The organism is Luteimonas sp. RIT-PG2_3, assembly GCF_054902115.1.
The window spans coordinates 134,213-148,534 of the sequence record NZ_JBUBPF010000006.1 but is presented as its reverse complement, the minus strand read 5'-3'; the positions used below and the strand labels follow the sequence as shown (position 1 = coordinate 148,534).

At 65.7% G+C, this 14,322-nt stretch carries 15 protein-coding genes; 11 read left to right on the top strand and 4 right to left on the bottom strand.

The features are described 5' to 3' along the window. The first annotated feature begins 51 nt into the window (after positions 1–51). The 3 genes from rocF (at position 52) to ACYX7E_RS11820 (ending at position 1,971) form a co-directional block, all read left to right on the top strand. Positions 52–975, top strand: coding sequence for an arginase (rocF, locus tag ACYX7E_RS11830; protein ID WP_462080779.1), 924 nt, complete (start codon positions 52–54; stop codon positions 973–975). A 205-nt stretch (positions 976–1,180) separates the two neighbouring features. Further along, on the top strand, positions 1,181–1,336 hold the full coding sequence (locus ACYX7E_RS11825; RefSeq protein WP_462080778.1) for an entericidin A/B family lipoprotein: 156 nt from the start codon (positions 1,181–1,183) through the stop codon (positions 1,334–1,336). A 431-nt stretch (positions 1,337–1,767) separates the two neighbouring features. Continuing rightward, positions 1,768–1,971, top strand: a complete 204-nt coding sequence (locus tag ACYX7E_RS11820; protein WP_462080777.1) for a CsbD family protein — start codon at positions 1,768–1,770, stop codon at positions 1,969–1,971. Positions 1,972–2,311: 340 nt separating this feature from the next. Here ACYX7E_RS11820 and ACYX7E_RS11815 read toward each other — a convergent pair whose 3' ends face one another. Further along, positions 2,312–3,262, bottom strand: coding sequence for a hypothetical protein (locus ACYX7E_RS11815; protein ID WP_462080776.1), 951 nt, complete (start codon positions 3,260–3,262; stop codon positions 2,312–2,314). Positions 3,263–3,465: 203 nt separating this feature from the next. Here ACYX7E_RS11815 and ACYX7E_RS11810 point away from each other — a divergent pair, with 203 nt between their 5' ends. The 3 genes from ACYX7E_RS11810 (at position 3,466) to ACYX7E_RS11800 (ending at position 6,228) form a co-directional block, all read left to right on the top strand. Next, entirely contained in the window at positions 3,466–4,806 is a 1,341-nt protein-coding gene (locus tag ACYX7E_RS11810; RefSeq protein WP_462080775.1) for a tryptophan--tRNA ligase, read from the top strand. Further along, positions 4,803–5,114: a hypothetical protein gene (locus ACYX7E_RS11805; RefSeq protein ID WP_462080774.1), complete on the top strand. Its 312-nt coding sequence runs from the start codon at positions 4,803–4,805 to the stop codon at positions 5,112–5,114. The genes ACYX7E_RS11810 and ACYX7E_RS11805 overlap by 4 nt, the downstream gene beginning before the upstream one ends. A gap of 178 nt (positions 5,115–5,292) precedes the next feature. Further along, the gene (locus tag ACYX7E_RS11800) at positions 5,293–6,228 is read left to right on the top strand and encodes an MBL fold metallo-hydrolase (protein WP_462080773.1); all 936 of its coding nucleotides are present in this window, start codon (positions 5,293–5,295) and stop codon (positions 6,226–6,228) included. A 120-nt stretch (positions 6,229–6,348) separates the two neighbouring features. Here the strand turns inward: ACYX7E_RS11800 and ACYX7E_RS11795 are convergent, their stop codons facing one another. Together ACYX7E_RS11795 and ACYX7E_RS11790 are read right to left on the bottom strand one after the other, a co-directional pair. Further along, positions 6,349–6,732 (bottom strand): VOC family protein, encoded by a 384-nt coding sequence (locus ACYX7E_RS11795; protein WP_462080772.1) that lies wholly within the window; start codon positions 6,730–6,732, stop codon positions 6,349–6,351. 80 nt (positions 6,733–6,812) lie between these two features. Then, positions 6,813–7,190, bottom strand: coding sequence for a VOC family protein (locus ACYX7E_RS11790; RefSeq protein WP_462080771.1), 378 nt, complete (start codon positions 7,188–7,190; stop codon positions 6,813–6,815). 261 nt (positions 7,191–7,451) lie between these two features. On the opposite strand from ACYX7E_RS11790, the gene ACYX7E_RS11785 reads away from it, so the two are divergent. The 4 genes from ACYX7E_RS11785 to ACYX7E_RS11770 all read left to right on the top strand — a co-directional run bounded on the left by ACYX7E_RS11785 (position 7,452) and on the right by ACYX7E_RS11770 (position 12,488). Then, positions 7,452–8,327 carry a tryptophan 2,3-dioxygenase gene (locus ACYX7E_RS11785; protein WP_462080770.1) on the top strand — a complete coding sequence of 292 codons (876 nt, stop codon included), beginning with the start codon at positions 7,452–7,454 and terminating at the stop codon, positions 8,325–8,327. 126 nt (positions 8,328–8,453) lie between these two features. Beyond that, on the top strand, positions 8,454–10,046 hold the full coding sequence (locus tag ACYX7E_RS11780; protein ID WP_462080769.1) for an AbgT family transporter: 1,593 nt from the start codon (positions 8,454–8,456) through the stop codon (positions 10,044–10,046). Between the two features lie 218 nt (positions 10,047–10,264). After that, complete coding sequence (locus ACYX7E_RS11775) at positions 10,265–11,770, top strand: peptide MFS transporter (protein WP_462080768.1); 1,506 nt, start codon at positions 10,265–10,267, stop codon at positions 11,768–11,770. Positions 11,771–11,990: 220 nt separating this feature from the next. Next, complete coding sequence (locus ACYX7E_RS11770) at positions 11,991–12,488, top strand: DUF6265 family protein (protein ID WP_462080767.1); 498 nt, start codon at positions 11,991–11,993, stop codon at positions 12,486–12,488. Between the two features lie 48 nt (positions 12,489–12,536). Here the strand turns inward: ACYX7E_RS11770 and ACYX7E_RS11765 are convergent, their stop codons facing one another. Next, on the bottom strand, positions 12,537–13,022 hold the full coding sequence (locus tag ACYX7E_RS11765) for a MarR family winged helix-turn-helix transcriptional regulator (RefSeq protein WP_462080766.1): 486 nt from the start codon (positions 13,020–13,022) through the stop codon (positions 12,537–12,539). An 86-nt stretch (positions 13,023–13,108) separates the two neighbouring features. On the opposite strand from ACYX7E_RS11765, the gene hppD reads away from it, so the two are divergent. Then, positions 13,109–14,218 (top strand): 4-hydroxyphenylpyruvate dioxygenase, encoded by a 1,110-nt coding sequence (gene hppD, locus ACYX7E_RS11760; protein ID WP_462080765.1) that lies wholly within the window; start codon positions 13,109–13,111, stop codon positions 14,216–14,218. The last annotated feature ends 104 nt before the right edge of the window (positions 14,219–14,322 follow it).

Below are 14,322 nucleotides of genomic sequence, written 5' to 3'. Positions count from 1 at the left end.
CTGTTGCGAGAAGCCCCGCCGAGGGTTTGCCCATTGCACCAGGAGCCTGTTATGCGTCGTCAGTATTTGCCGATCTCGATCTTTGGCGCGCCCACCGATATCGGTGCCGGTCGTCGCGGTGCTTCGATGGGGCCCGAAGGCCTGCGGGTCGCTGGCCTGATCGAGGCGCTGCGCGCGCGCGGCATCGATGTCGTCGATCGTGGCGACGTTCCGGGTCCGAAGAATCCGTGGACCGGCCCGGTCAACGGTTATCGCCACCTCGATGAAGTGGTGGCCTGGAACCAGGGCGTGCTGGCGGCGACCGCGGCCGAACTCGCGGCCGGCCGCATGCCGGTCATGCTGGGTGGCGACCATTGCGTTGCCGTGGGATCGATCGCCGCGGTTGCCAACCATTGCCGCCAGACCGGCAAGAAGCTGCGGGTGCTGTGGCTGGATGCGCATACCGACTTCAATACCCAGGAGATCACCCCGTCGGGAAACCTGCATGGCATGCCGGTGTCGTGCCTGTGCGGCATCGGCCCGGAGCAGTTGACCGGGCTGGGTGGCCACACCCCGGCGATCGTGCCGGCGCAGTTGCGGCAGATCGGCATCCGCTCGGTGGACGAGGACGAGAAGCGCCTGGTCCAGAAGCACGCGATCGACATCTACGACATGCGCTACATCGACGAAGTCGGCATGAAGACGGTCATGGAGCAGGCATTGCAGGGACTGGACGAGCAGACCCACCTGCATGTCAGCTTCGACGTCGACATCCTCGACCCGAGCATCGCACCGGGCACCGGCACGCCGATCCCGGGCGGCATCAACTATCGCGAAGCCCAGTTGATGATGGAGATGATCGCCGATACCGGTCGCATGGGGTCGCTGGACATTGTCGAGGTCAACACCGCGCTGGACAACGGCAATGCCACGGCCGAGCTGGCCGTGGACCTGGTCGAAAGCCTGTTCGGCAAATCGACGCTGATGCGCGACTGATCGTGGCGGTCGGAGAGGGCTGTCGACCCACGGGTCGCCGGCCCTGCCTCACGTCGACTGCGCAATGCTGAACGCGGGCCCGGTCGGGTGCGGCGCTATCCCGCGGCCCGGGCCGCAATCCACATGGATTTCACATCGCTCCGGGTCTGATGGCATCGACGGTCGCGGATGTCCGCGGATCGCATGACACGATCGAGGAGGCTTTATGAAGCGTTTGATGGCCCTGATGCTGCTTGCCATGTTCTCCATGGCCACGCTCTCTGCCTGCAACACCATGAAGGGTGTGGGCAAGGACGTCGAAAAGGCGGGCGAAAAGGTCCAGGAGAAGGCCGACAACACCGGTGGCACCAATCCTGCATGACGAGCTGCCCATCGTGAGATGACAGAAAAGCCGGCATTGCCGGCTTTTTTGTTGGCTGGAAGTTGATGTGCGAAAGCAGCGCGCCAGTGGTCTGCGCGGCATGTAGTGTGCGGATGTCATCGCCCGCGGTGTCGTCGTCGCCATGCCGCCGCGCATCTGGATCGAACGTGACGTGTCTGGCGTGATTTTCCTGATTTGATTTGATTTGGGTGGCGTGACGTGTGCGGCGTGAAGTTGCGCGAGGTACACACCGTGTACACCCTGCGCGCATGAATGCAGCGCTGCAGCGCAGTCAGCGATGTGAAACATCGCCAACGAAATCTTGACCGTGGATTGATGTGGTCAAGGGCAACATGGATCCATCGATCAGGACATGCAGCAGGCCTGCTCTCGATATCCCCAAGCGATCCCCCAAGAGAAGGAAGAGCGCAATGAACAAAGACATCATTGAAGGCAAGTGGACCCAGGTGAAGGGCAAAGCCCAGGCCAAGTGGGGCGAACTCACCGACGACGTGTTCGACGTTGCCAAGGGTGACAGCAAGTATCTGGCTGGCAAGCTGCAGGAAAAGTATGGCTGGCAGCGCGACCGCGCCGAAAAGGAAGTCAAAGACTTCGAGAAGACGCTCGACAGCTGATCGTGTTGATCGGCTCCTGATGATCAGGCGTTGATCACGTGTTGATCAGGTTGAGTCGCCCCGGTCTGGACGAGGAATCGGGGCGAGAGGAACGGGCCGGTCATCCGGCCCGTTTTTTTGATCCTGAGCATTGCAGATCTCGGCTCACTGGCTCCGGATGCGTAGCGGAGTGCCGGACTACGGTTGCTCTCCCTCGGTCAGGGCATCCAGCCCTGACTCGGGCGCACGCGATCCATGGCGTGCTGGGCGCAGCCTCCGCCCGGCCCACCGCTGCCGTGAGCATCAGGATTGTGGCGCCGGCAAGTCTATAGCGCATGCCATCGGCTGCGATCACGGCCTCTCAGCGATCGAAATAATCGTCCCGGCCGCGCGGGGGATCAGCGACGAAACGGTCTGGAAATGCCTGCGGTCCGTGCCGACGCGGCGGATGGGGCGCATACGCCCGGGGCAGGATGCCGCGCGCGGCAAGCGCCTCCGGGGCGTCGTAGCGCAGCTGCAGCAACTGCACCGGGCGCGTACCGGCACGATCGAAGGTGGTCTGGCCCACCGGCGCCCATTCGCGTTGGCCATGTCCGGTGCCGATCCGCTGAGCTGCGACCTGCTCCTGTTCCTGCATGGGACTGGCCGCGGCGGCCGCATCGGATGGGTGGGATGCACGCGATTTTTCGTAGCGTTGCTGGCCGCGGGCGATCGGTGGCGACGGTGCGACGACCATCGGCCGGCGCTCGCGGAAGACCGCGATGCCGATCGTGCCGACGTTGGCCGGTCGCCCGGTGCGCGCCGCATAGCTGTCGGGAAGGTCGGTGAAGACAAACTGGGCCACGTCCTGCATCGACTTCCGCCAGCCGCTGATCTCGGTGCTTTGCCAGGGCGCCAGCACGTAGCCGCTTTGCGCGGGATGAGCGGTGTCGCCTGTAATCGCGTTGATGCCGTCGATCGACAGCACGACCAGTAGGCGCTCTGCGGTGGTGTTGACCAGGCGCACGCCGTAGCGATGCCCGGGCTGGCCGGCGACCCACTGTTCGCCGTGATGCGTGTACTGCGGTAGCCACTGGCCGAGGTCGCGATCGACCAGATCGATGCGGACGGGTGCCCCGTCGCCGGAGACGCGTGATTGTGCATGCGCATGCAACGGAATGAGCGCGGCGATCACGCTCATCAGCAGCGTGAGCAGCACCATGGTCGCGCGGCGTACGGGTGGGGTGGCGACAGGTCTGCACCCGCGAGGGCCGGACACGGGGGGCTTACGGGAGAGGGACTTGGGCCAGCAGGACCTGGGCGAGCGTGACATGGCGGATCTCCGGGGCTGACGTGATGGGCGGACGTGACAGGTTTGGCGTGAGAGGTTGGGCGGACGTCGGGCAGGGGGAGGGCCTGTGATCGGCGTCCTGCTCGCGAGACCGGAAACGCGCCGCGATGGCCGATGGGGTTGCCGGCAGCGATGGGCGGGCACGAACGGTTAAACTGGCGTTCGGCTTCCTGTTGTTGACCGCAATGCCACAGCGTCCCGTCCGCATCCTGACCGGCATCACCACCTCCGGTACCCCGCACCTTGGCAACTACGTCGGCGCGGTGCGCCCGGCGATTGCCGCCAGCCGGGCCGACAATGCCGAGAGCTTCTACTTCCTGGCCGATCTGCACAGTCTGATCAAGGCGCAGCAGCCCGAGCGCACGCAGCGTTCGACGCTGGAGATCGCCGCGACGTGGCTGGCCGCCGGCCTGGATCCGCAGCAGGTATGGTTCTATCGCCAGAGCGACGTGCCGGAAATCACCGAGCTGACGTGGTTCCTGACCTGCGTGGCCGGTAAGGGCATCCTCAACCGCGCGCATGCTTACAAGGCCGCCGTCGACAAGAACCGCGCCGATGGCGAGGACGACGATGCCGCGGTGACCGCCGGCTTGTTCATGTACCCGGTGCTGATGGCCGCGGACATCCTGATCTTCAACGCCGACAAGGTGCCGGTGGGCCGCGACCAGGTGCAGCACATCGAGATGGCGCGCGACTTCGGCCAGCGCTTCAATCATGTCTATGGGCGCGACTATTTCGTGCTGCCCGAGGCCGTGGTCGACGAGAACGTGGCGACGCTGCCGGGCCTGGACGGCCGCAAGATGAGCAAGAGCTACCACAACACGATTCCGTTGTTCGCGCCGCGCGATCAGCTGAAGAAGCTGGTGTTCTCGATGCTGACCGATTCGCGAGCGCCCGGCGAAGCCAAGGACACCGAAGGCTCGGCACTGTTCCAGATCCATCAGGCCTTCGCCACGCCGGACGAATCGCACGCCTTCGCGCAGGCCTATGCCGACGGCATCGGCTGGGGCGATGCCAAGCAGCAGCTGTTCGATCTGCTCGATCGCGAGATCGCGCCGTTGCGCGAGCGTTATGAGGCATTGATCGCGCGGCCTGGCGATATCGAGGACGTGCTGCGCGATGGCGCGCGCCGCCTGCGCGAGCGCTACGCGACGCCGCTGCTGACCGAGCTGCGGCATGCCGTCGGCCTGCGCGACCTGTCGCGCCTGGGCGCGGTGGCGGTCGGGGCCGAGATCGATGCGGGCATCGAAACCCAGCGGCCGCCGTTGGCAGTGTTCAAGCAGTACCGCGAGCACGACGGCAAGTTCTATTTCAAGCTGGCCGATGGCGAGCGCGTGCTGGTACAGAGCCTGGCGTTCGATGCGCCCCGCGATGCGGGCCTGGTCATCGCGGGCCTCAAGCGCGGCGAGCTCGCGCTGGACGACGCGCGGATCGTGCTGGCCGACGGTGTCGATGCCGCCCTGGTGCAGGCCGCGCTGGACGCCATCGCGGTGGTCGACGCGGAAAAGGCAGGCAGCAAGGCATGAGCCCGGCGGTCGAGCTCAACCTGACCCTGCTGCTGTTCCTGCCGTGGTTCCTGATCCTGGGCGTGCTGTTCTGGTGTTTCCCGCGCAAGCCGCGGCATGCGGCGCGCGTGGTCTTCGATATCGTGGCCCTGCTGCTGGCATTGGGGGCGTTCCTGGCCAGCGTGCACTGGTCGTTCGCCAACGCCGACCCCAGCTTCGGCAAGATGTGGCAGCAGATCCTCGCCACGGCGCTGGGATATGCGGTGTTCCTCGGCGTGATCGCGGTCGCGTTCGTGCTGCGCTGGCGCTGGCTGCGGCGGCAACGCTGAGGTCGCTCGGTTGAGGCGGCCAGTCTGAAGGGCCCCAGGCAGGCGCGCACCGACGGACGTGTCATCGCAAGTCGTTGCATGCCGTCCACGCCGCGCCGCCGTTCGGGGCGACCAAAGCGGAATATCCATGCCCACGCGTGGGATCTAGACTGACGGCAGGCCATCAGGGAATCGCGACATGCAGGACCGACCCGACATCATCACCATTGATACCGGCTACATCCGTCCGGGACTGTGTGCGGCCTATCTGGTGGTCGAACAGGGACGTGCGGCGCTGATCGATTGCGGCACGAGCACCTGCGCGACGCGTGTGCTCGAAGCGATCGACGCCGCCGGCATCCCGCGCGAAGCGGTCGACTGGCTGATGGTGACGCATGTGCACCTGGACCACGCTGGAGCGGCCGGTCCCCTGATCCAGGCGCTGCCCCATGCGCGCCTGGTCGTGCATCCGCGCGGTGCCCAGCACATGATCGACCCGACCAAGCTGATTGCTGGCGCCCGCGCCGTCTATGGCGAGGCGATGTTCGAGCGCGACCACGGCGGCATGTTGCCGGTGCCAGAAGCGCGCGTCGTCGTGGCCGACGACGGCCATGTCGTCGATCTCGCCGGGCGCCCACTGTTGTGCATCGACACGCCCGGGCATGCGCGTCACCACTACAGCGTCTGGGATGCGCGCAGTCGCAGCTGGTTTGCCGGCGACACCTTCGGCATCTCCTATCGTGAGTTCGACGACATCGGCGCTGCGTTCATCTTGCCGACGACCTCGCCGGTGCAGTTCGATCCCGACGAGCTCAAGGCTTCGATCGCGACGTTGGTGGCACGGCAGCCCGAGGCGATCCACATCGCGCACTACGGCCGCGTCACCGACTGCGGCCGACTGGCCCAGGACCTGCAGGATCAGGTCGATGCGATGGTCGAGGCCGCGCGTGCAGCGGACGGACACCCCGATCGCCATGCCCGGCTGGTGCGCGCGCTGACCCAGCTCTACGTGCAGCGGGCACAGGCCCAGGGCATGCAGGATGCACCGCAGCGGGTGGAGGACATCCTCGGTGGGGACATCGAACTCAATGCGCAGGGACTGGCGATCTGGCTGGATCGCATCAAGCGGCAATAGGGCGCCGGGTACTGTAGGCCGTGGTACGGACCGCGCCGGATCGAGTGTGCGTCATCGGTGGGCGAGCGAGCAGGCGAGCGCTCCCAGGCAAGGCCACAGACCAGCCTGCGTCCAGGCGGGCTATTTCCAGCGGTTGAGATGCGGCCCGAGCGGCGTGCGCTGTGGCCGGACCACGCAGAAGCGGTGCCCGCTGGGCGCTTCCATGACCCACCAGGTGTGGACCTTCTCGATCTTGCGGGCGCCGAGCGCGACCAGCCGGTCGGCTTCGGCTTCGACATCGTCGGTCTCGATGTCGAGATGGATGCGCGATGCATGCTCGACCTTCTGCAGCAGCAACACCGGCTCGTCGCGCTCGGTGTCGAGCCGTGCGTACTTGCCATCGCCGTCCTCGTCGAGGCTGTCGACAGGTTTGCCGAGCGCCTGGCTCCAGAACTCGACCGAGGCGGCGAGGTCCTCGACCTGGCAATCGAGGACGAAGGTGGACAGGCGGCTGCGATGGGCCATGGCGGATGCCTCCAGCGTGGAATGTGGACGGACGGCAGCGGCCGTCCGCATGACGACTCAGCAGTCGGGCCGCCAGTCGGTCATGCGATCAAGCCGGGCTCGCAGACCGGCGTGCCGAACTGCAGCAGATAGCCGTTGTTGTCGTAGATGCCGAACTCGCGCATGCCATAACCGAAGGTTTCCGGTGGATAGCAGACCTTGCGCGTCGCGGGCAGTGACGCCCACAGGGCATCGACATCATCGACCTGGAAGTACAGCGAACCGGTGAATGCCGGCGTGACGTCGCCCGTCTGGGCGTTCGGGCTGGACACCATCAATGCGATGCCGTCGCGTGACAGCGCGGCCCAGCCAGGTGCCTGCGACGTCACCACGAAGTCGAGTGACTGGAGATAGAAGGCGAGCGTCCCGGGCAGGTCCCAGGTCCGCAGCATCGGTGTCAGGCGCTGGATGGCGGGCATGTCGCGATGCTCGCAGACGATGGGTGTCGCGCGCAAATGCCCCCGCGCTGCATCCGCAATGGTATGGCGCCTGGCTGCGGCGCATGCCATCGGCCATCGTGTGGCGGCTGTTGCCGCCCTCGGGACGGCCCGGGACCGTGGTCGACATGCGCGATGGATGCCGTTGAGAGGGGCGCGGGATGGCCGCGGGGGCCCGGGGATCCACACTGCGCAACACGGCGCCCCTGACGCGCGACAGGGGGGATGCGGTACCCTTTGCCGATGACGATCGACAACAACCAGCGCCCGCTCGAAGCCGGGATCCACACCGAGCTTTCCGGCCGCACCACCTACGCTGGCTACCTGCGGCTGGACCAGTTGCTCGCAGCGCAGCAGCCGCTGTCGAATCCTCCGCATCACGACGAGATGCTGTTCATCGTGCAGCACCAGGTGTCGGAACTCTGGTTGAAGCTGACGATGCACGAGCTGGCGGCGGCGATCACGCACCTGCAGCGCGACGAGGTCTGGCAATGCCGCAAGGTGCTGGCGCGTTGCAAGCAGGTGCTGCGCCAGTTGACCGAGCAGTGGGCCGTGCTGGAAACGCTGACGCCTGCGGAATACATGGAGTTCCGCGATGTGCTGGGCCCGTCGTCGGGCTTCCAGTCTCTGCAGTACCGCACCATCGAGTTCCTGCTGGGCAACAAGAACGCATCGATGCTGAAGGTGTTCGAGCACGATCCCGCAGGGCAGGCCCGGCTGCGCGAGGTGCTGGATGCGCCCAGCCTGTACGACGAATTTCTGCGCTACCTGTCGCGCTGGGGGCATCCGATTCCGGCCCAGCACCTGCAGCGCGACTGGCGCCTGCCGCATGTCCGTGACGATGTGTTGCTGCCGGTGTTCGCCGCGATCTACGAGGACACCGCCAGCTACTGGCGCGAGTATTCGTTGTGCGAGGACCTGGTCGACCTGGAGACGCAGTTCCAGCTGTGGCGGTTCCGCCACATGCGCACGGTGATGCGCATCATCGGTTTCAAGCGCGGGACCGGCGGTTCGTCGGGCGTGGGCTTCCTGAAGCAGGCGCTGGACCTGACGTTTTTCCCGGAACTGTTCGACGTGCGCACCCAGATCGGCGTCGACAGCGGCAACGCGGCGTACTGATCCCCGCGTTGCCTTCCGCCTGATCGCGCGACGGGATCGCGTCACGGGCGAGAGACGGGCTGCGGTCGGCCACGGCCGGCGGGCCTGCTAGGATGCGTCGATCGATCAATCCCGGACCCCGACTGCATGACCCAGCCCAGCCGCACGCCATCCGCCTCCCCGCAGGCACCGAACGGCCTCATGGGCCGCTTCCTCGATACCGTGGAACGGGTCGGCAACAAGCTGCCGGATCCGGCGATGTTGTTCCTGCTGCTGATGCTGATGGTCTGGGGACTGTCGTGGTGGTTGTCGGGCATGCAGTTCGAAGCGGTCGATCCGCGCAATGGCGAGCCGATCCGCATCGTCAACCTGCTGGCGGGCGATTCGCTGACCAGCTTCATGGCCAACATGGTCAAGGTCTTCCTCGGGTTCGCGCCGCTCGGCGTCGTGCTGGTCGCGATGCTGGGCCTGGGCGTGGCCGAGCACACCGGCTTCATCAATGCCGGCCTGCGCCGCGTGCTGTCGGTGACGCCCAGGCAGATCCTGACGCCGATGCTGGTGGCGGTCGCCGTGCTCAGCCACGTGGCGGTCGACGCCGGCTATGTGCTGGTGATTCCGCTCGGCGGCGTGATCTTCTATGCCGTCGGCCGGCACCCGCTGGCCGGTATCGCGGCCGCGTTCTGCGGCGTCTCGGGCGGGTTCTCCGCGACGCTGTTCATTCCCTCATCGCTGGACCCGCTGCTTGCCGGCTTCACCCAGGAAGCCGGACGCATTCTTGATCCGGCCCTGGTGATCAATCCGCTCAACAACTGGATCTTCACTACGGCCTCGACCTTCCTGATCGTCGCGATCGGCTGGTTCGTCACCGACCGGATCATCGAGCCGCGGCTGCAGCGCACCCGGGTCGATGCCGACCTGAAGGACCTGCCGAAGATGGACGCGCTGAGTGCGCGCGAGCGTCGCGGCCTGACCTGGGCGGTGCTGGCGATGCTGGTCACCGCGGCCTTGTTCGCGTTGACGCTGATGCCGGACACCTCGCCCTGGCGCGCGCCGGCCGAGGCGGTGCCGGAAGGCAGCCATCCGCTGCTGGTCGCTGCGGCACCGGTGATGCAGTCGATCGTCGCGCTGATCTTCGTGTTCTTCCTGGTGCCCGGCGCGGTGTACGGTTACATCGCCGGCACCGTCAAGAGCCATCGCGACATCATCGCGGCGATGACCAAGTCGATGAGCGGCATGGGCTACTACATCGTCATCGCGTTCTTCATCGCGCAGTTCCTGGCCGGCTTCAACGGCTCCGGACTGGGCACGCTGATCGCGGTCGAGGGTGCGGATTTTCTGAAGGCGCTGGGCCTGCCGATGTGGATGACGATCATCGGCCTGATCATCATGACCGGCATCGTCAACCTGTTCATCGGTTCGGCGTCGGCGAAGTGGGCGCTGCTGGCGCCGATCATGGTGCCGTTGATGATGCAGCTCGGCGTGTCGCCGGACATGACCCAGGCGGCGTACCGGGTCGGCGATTCGATGACCACGATCATCACGCCGCTGATGCCGTATTTCCCGCTGATCGTCGTGTTCTGCCAGCGCTACGTGACCTCGGCCGGCATCGGGACGCTGGTGTCGATCATGCTGCCGTACTCGATCGCGCTGTCGCTGCTGTGGACGCTGTTCCTGCTGGCGTTCTGGGGCTTCGGGATTCCGTTGGGCATCGGTTCGAGCTACGACTATCCGGCGGGCTGACCGGCTCGCGGAGCGATTGGGGGCCGGCTGGCTGCCGGGCCGACCGCGTGGTCGCGGCATCCGATGGTGGATGGGCATAGCAATGTTGTTGCGGCGCAGCATGAATGCGCAGGCGTGCGGCAGGGTTTGACGTTCCGGCCGGGGTCGGACATCCTGCCGCGTCCCGCGCACCCAGCGGGCATCCACAGCCACCAAGAACAACCCAAGGGGATGACCGCATGAGTGGAATCGCGAACGCCGCGCCTGGCCCGGGCGAGGTGCCCGAATTCAAACAGGTCCTCGGCCATCCAAAGCCGCTGTGGATGCTGTTCATGTCGGAGTTCTGGGAACGCTTTGCGTTCTACGGCATGCGTTGGGCTCTTGTGCTGTATATCGTGGCCCAGTTCCATAACGGTGCCGCCACCGGCGAGGCGCAGGCCAGTGAGCTTTATGGCGCCTACCTGGCGCTGGTCTACGCAGCGGCGATCTTCGGCGGCTACGTCGCCGACAAACTGATCGGCTATCAGCGTTCGATCCTCCTTGGCGCGGTGTTCATGGCCGCTGGCCTGTTTCTGATCATGTTGCCGAGTGAGCAGTGGCTCAAGCTCGGCCTGGCCACGGTGATCGTCGGCAACGGCATGTTCAAGCCGATCATCTCGACCATGGTCGGCAAGCTTTATGCGACCAGCGACGGGCGGCGTGATTCTGGCTTCACGATCTTCTACATGGGCATCAACATCGGCGGATTCATTGCCCCGTTGCTGACCGGCTGGCTTGCCGAGAATTTCCTCGGATCAGCGGAATTCCCGGCCTACAAAGTAGTATTCCTCGCATCTGGCGTGGGCATGGTGCTGAGCCTGATCTGGTTCTGGTTCGGGCGCAGTCAGCTCAAGGGGATCGGCGCCCCGGAGCCGCATGCCGCTGGCTTGGGTCGAGTGCTGGCGGTCGCCATCGGCGGGTTGATCGCGATCCCGGTGTATTACTTTCTGCTGACCATCGAGGCTAGCATCCTCAACTGGGTCTTGATCGCGCTGTTCATCGTTCCCGCAGTCATGTTGCTGGTCGAGGGCATGCGCGAGGGTTCCAGACAGCGCGACATGGTCATCGCCATGCTGATCATCTTCGGCTTCAACGTGCTGTTCTGGATGTTCTTCGAGCAGGCCGGCAGTTCGTTCAACTTCCTCGCCCAGAACATTGTCAACCGCGACTTCGGTGGCTGGATCTTCCCGGTCGGCTGGTTCCAGTCGGTCAATTCTATTGCGATCATCACCTTGGCCCCAGTGCTCGCCTGGCTGTGGGTCAAGATGGGTCGCAGCAATCCATCGATCCCGCGCAAGTTCGGTATCGGTCTGATCTTCAATGGCCTGGCCTTCCTGCTGCTGATGTTTGCGCTGTCCAGTCTGGTTGATCCGGAAACGCTGAAAATCCCGTTCTGGACCTTGTTCATGGTCTACGTGATCCAGTCCATCGGTGAGCTGTGCCTGTCGCCGATCGGCCTGTCGATGACGACCAAGCTGGCACCGGCACGGCTCGGTGGTCTGGCGATGGGCGGTTGGTTCCTGTCGATCGCAATCGGCAACAACCTGTCAGGCATCTTCGCCAGCAGCGTCAGCGGCGAGGGCGGCATGACCGTGGCGTCGGCGCAAACCGGTTACACGTTTGGTTTCTGGGCCTTGCTTGGCGCGGGCGTGCTGCTGTTCCTGATCGCGCCGTTGATCCAGAAGCTGATGCACGGCGTGAAGTGACCGCCGTCGTGGCGCCCGCGCCTGTGCGCGGTCGTCGCGGGTCCCGTGCAATGGTGTAGCGCAATGGCGGCCTTCGGGTCGCCATTGTCGTTCCGGGGCGCGCGACGGCGATCACCCGGCGGCCGGCGCGTGGCGCATGATGGCGATGTCCGCCGCCGCTGGCCGGTCGCGCGGCGGCGAACAGGAGCGCGGTGGGATGCGGATGAACTGGCGAGGACTGATGGTGTGCTCGCTTGCGGCCTTGCCGACGGCGCAGGTACACGCATCGGGGCAGGCGGGCGCACCGGAGGCTGGCGCGGCATTCGCGTGGATCGAGGGCCGCTGGTGTGCGCAACAAGGGGCCGACCAGGTCGACGAGTACTGGCTGCCGCCGGTCGCGGGTGCGGCGCAGGGGCTGTCGCGCACGGTCCGCAACGGCCGGGTCGTGGGCTTCGAGTTCATGCGCATCGAGACGCGCGACGGCGTGCCGACCTTCCTGGCGCAGCCGCAGGGGCGCGCCGAGACGGCGTTCGCACGCACGGCAGGAGGCGTCGACTGGGTGCGTTTCGAGAGTCCGGTCCACGACTTCCCTGACCGGATCGAATACCGCCGCGACGGCGACGCGCTGCAGGCTGCGATCGAAGGGCCAGGGCGGACGTCGGGCACGCGTGCACGGGTCACGTTCGAGTACCGTCGTTGCGGCGACCCCACTCCGCCGGAGATGCCGCCGGTGGGGTAATGCGCCAGCAGCAGGGCCTTGCCCGGCAGGACGCCTGGCAGGCCGGGATTACAGCCCGAAGCGGCTGCCGAGCTTCTGCATCAGCCGGTCGAGGATCTCGCGTTCGCCCGGCTCCAGCGGTGCCAGCAGCCGGCGCTCGTAGTCCAGCGCCAGCGGCACGACCTGGTCGTAGACGCCGTAGCCGGCAGGGCTGAGTTCCAGCACCGACCGCCGGCGGTCCTGCTCGTGCATGTCGCGCTGCAGGAAGCCGCGCTCCAGCAGCCGGGCGACCGCGCGGCTGACCGCGACCTTGTCCATGGCGGTGCGCTCGGCGACGCCATTGGCCGACAGTTGTGGATAGCGGCCCAGCACGGCGATGACCCGCCACTCGGTGACGCTGATGCCGAAACGCTCGGCATACAGGTCGGCCAGCGACTGGCTGATCCGGTTGGTCAGCACGCTGAGCCGGTAGGGAAGGAAGTGCTCGAGATCGAGCGTGGCATGATCGGCCTGCTGCTCGGCCGGATCGGGGGTCTGGGAGTCGGGTCCGGCCATGTTGCCTTGCGCCTTGCTTATGGTTGCAATTGAAACTATAAAGGATCCAGTCACGCTGTCGCGTTGCCGAACCCGAGGAGTATCCCATGACCGCCACATCCCCAACCGCCTCCGCCGACACCGGCATGCAGGTCACCACCTTCGACAACCCCATGGGCATCGACGGTTTTGAATTCGTGGAGTTCGCGGCGCCGGCCGACAAGGCTGCCCAGCTGCACGACTACTTCCGCAAGCTGGGCTTCATCCAGGTGGCGCGCCACAAGACGCGCCCGATCAGCACCTACCGGCAGGGTGACTGCACCTTCCTGATCAACGAGGATCCCGACTCCTTCGCGGCGGACTTCGCTGCCAAGCACGGCCCCAGTGCCTGCGGCTTCGCGATCCGCATCAACAAGCTGGCCGAGTGGGCGCGCGTGCAGGCGCTGAAGAACGGCGCCGAGCAGATCGGCGAGCGCGAGCTGACCAAGGCGGTCGCGGCCCCGGTGATCAAGGGCATCGGCGACTGCATGCTGTATCTGGTCGACCGTTATGACGAGACGGGTACGATCCACGACCCCGACTACGAGTGGCTGCCGGGTGTCGACAAGATGCCCAAGGGCTTCGGGTTGACCTTCATCGACCACCTGACCCACAACCTGTTCCACGGCAACATGGCCAAGTGGTCGGACTATTACGAGCGCCTGTTCAACTTCCGCGAGATCCGCTACTTCGACATCAAGGGTGCCAAGACCGGCCTGACCTCGAAGGCGATGACCGCGCCGGACGGCATGGTGCGCATTCCGCTCAACGAGTCCACCGATCCGAAATCGCAGATCAACGAGTACCTGGACGCGTATGACGGCGAAGGCATCCAGCACATCGCCTGCTTCACCGACGACATCTATGCCACTGTCGAGAAGATGCGCGAAGCCGGCGTCGACTTCCTGGATACGCCCGACACCTACTTCGAGGTCATCGACCAGCGCATCCCGAACCATGGCGAGGACGTCGAGCGCCTGGCCAGGAACAAGATCCTGATCGACGCCGATCCCGAGACCAAGCAGCGCAAGCTGCTGCAGATCTTCACCAAGAACGCGCTCGGGCCGATCTTCTTCGAGATCATCCAGCGCAAGGGCAACGAAGGCTTCGGCGAGGGTAACTTCCAGGCCTTGTTCGAGAGCATCGAACGCGATCAGATGCAGCGCGGCGTGCTCTAAGCGGCCATCCCGCCTGCGGTCGTGTCCTGTCGCCTGCGACAGGACGCGCCAACGGAGCGATGGCGGCAGATGGGCGACCAGCGCCCACCCTCGTTTCCACTCTG

Coding starts and splice junctions, on each gene's coding strand:
- ACYX7E_RS11780 (WP_462080769.1), top strand. CDS start 8,454: ATGACCCAGCCCAGCCGCACGCCATCCGCCTCCCCGCAGGCACCGAAC.
- ACYX7E_RS11805 (WP_462080774.1), top strand. CDS start 4,803: ATGAGCCCGGCGGTCGAGCTCAACCTGACCCTGCTGCTGTTCCTGCCG.
- hppD (WP_462080765.1), top strand. CDS start 13,109: ATGACCGCCACATCCCCAACCGCCTCCGCCGACACCGGCATGCAGGTC.
- ACYX7E_RS11800 (WP_462080773.1), top strand. CDS start 5,293: ATGCAGGACCGACCCGACATCATCACCATTGATACCGGCTACATCCGT.
- ACYX7E_RS11765 (WP_462080766.1), bottom strand. CDS start 13,022: ATGGCCGGACCCGACTCCCAGACCCCCGATCCGGCCGAGCAGCAGGCC.
- ACYX7E_RS11770 (WP_462080767.1), top strand. CDS start 11,991: ATGGTGTGCTCGCTTGCGGCCTTGCCGACGGCGCAGGTACACGCATCG.
- ACYX7E_RS11815 (WP_462080776.1), bottom strand. CDS start 3,262: ATGTCACGCTCGCCCAGGTCCTGCTGGCCCAAGTCCCTCTCCCGTAAG.
- ACYX7E_RS11810 (WP_462080775.1), top strand. CDS start 3,466: ATGCCACAGCGTCCCGTCCGCATCCTGACCGGCATCACCACCTCCGGT.
- ACYX7E_RS11790 (WP_462080771.1), bottom strand. CDS start 7,190: ATGCCCGCCATCCAGCGCCTGACACCGATGCTGCGGACCTGGGACCTG.
- ACYX7E_RS11785 (WP_462080770.1), top strand. CDS start 7,452: ATGACGATCGACAACAACCAGCGCCCGCTCGAAGCCGGGATCCACACC.
- ACYX7E_RS11825 (WP_462080778.1), top strand. CDS start 1,181: ATGAAGCGTTTGATGGCCCTGATGCTGCTTGCCATGTTCTCCATGGCC.
- ACYX7E_RS11775 (WP_462080768.1), top strand. CDS start 10,265: ATGAGTGGAATCGCGAACGCCGCGCCTGGCCCGGGCGAGGTGCCCGAA.
- rocF (WP_462080779.1), top strand. CDS start 52: ATGCGTCGTCAGTATTTGCCGATCTCGATCTTTGGCGCGCCCACCGAT.
- ACYX7E_RS11820 (WP_462080777.1), top strand. CDS start 1,768: ATGAACAAAGACATCATTGAAGGCAAGTGGACCCAGGTGAAGGGCAAA.
- ACYX7E_RS11795 (WP_462080772.1), bottom strand. CDS start 6,732: ATGGCCCATCGCAGCCGCCTGTCCACCTTCGTCCTCGATTGCCAGGTC.